The organism is Mesorhizobium sp. M8A.F.Ca.ET.161.01.1.1, assembly GCF_004792105.1.
Taxonomy (GTDB): Bacteria; Pseudomonadota; Alphaproteobacteria; order Rhizobiales; family Rhizobiaceae; genus Mesorhizobium.
Genome location: NZ_SRTD01000048.1, coordinates 1 through 894, shown reverse-complemented (window position 1 = coordinate 894; position 894 = coordinate 1). Strand labels below are relative to the sequence as shown.

Genomic DNA, 894 nt, shown 5'->3' with positions numbered 1-894 from the left:
CATCCGCTCGAGCTTGCGCAGCCGTCCCTGGTGCAGCGTCTGGCGAATGGCGTCGGGACCGCCCGGCGAGACCAGGCCGTCATCATCACGCATGCTGAGCAGCCGACGGTCGATGCTGGTGAAGCGTTCCTGCTCCATTTCCCGGCGCAGGCGAAGCTCAATCTCGCGGTCGGTTCGCGGACCGAGATCGAGGCTGACCAGCTCGGCCGCCCGCTCGCGGATGCCAGATGAGATATATTCGCGCGCGATGACCAGGTTCTCGCCACGGTCGTCCCTGCCACGGACGATGATGTGGCTGTGCGGGTGGCCGGTGTTGAAATGATCGACCGCGACCCAGTCGAGCTTCGTGCCGAGGTCTTCCTGCATCTGCGCCATGAGCCGCCGCGTCAGCGCCTTGAGGTCGTCGTACTCGATGCCGTCTTCGGCAGCGACGATGAAGCGGAACTGATGGCGGTCGCCGTCCGCGCGATCGATGAACGCCTTGCCGTCGACGCGGCCGCTGTCGGCGCCGTAGAGCTCGCCAGGTTCACCTTCGCGGGTGACCCCGTCGCGCTGAAGATAGCGTAGATGGGCACGCGCCCCGTCCGCGCCCTTGCCGGCGAGCTTGACGACCCGCGCCTTGACGATCACCCGGCGCTGGCGGAAGGCGGCATACCGGTCGCGCGATTTCAGCAGTGCGGCGGCCGCCCCGCCGCGCCCTGTCCGGCTTCCGGTGAAGCGACCACCGCGTTGCGGCCGGCCGCCAGCCCGGTTGATCGCCGCACCAACCTGGCCGGCATAGCGTTTGCCGGCCTTCGAGCCGCGCGACCCGATTTTGCCGAGCTTCGGCCTGAACTCGTCATCCTTAATGCGAGCCTCCCAGACATATCAAGCAAAATCAGACACTTACACGTC

1 pseudogene is annotated in these 894 nt (G+C 66.9%); it reads right to left on the bottom strand.

Annotated features, from left to right (window positions below):
• Positions 1 to 849: pseudogene (locus tag EN804_RS34495) on the bottom strand (relaxase/mobilization nuclease domain-containing protein); the annotation flags it as partial.
• Positions 850 to 894: the final 45 nt, after the last annotated feature.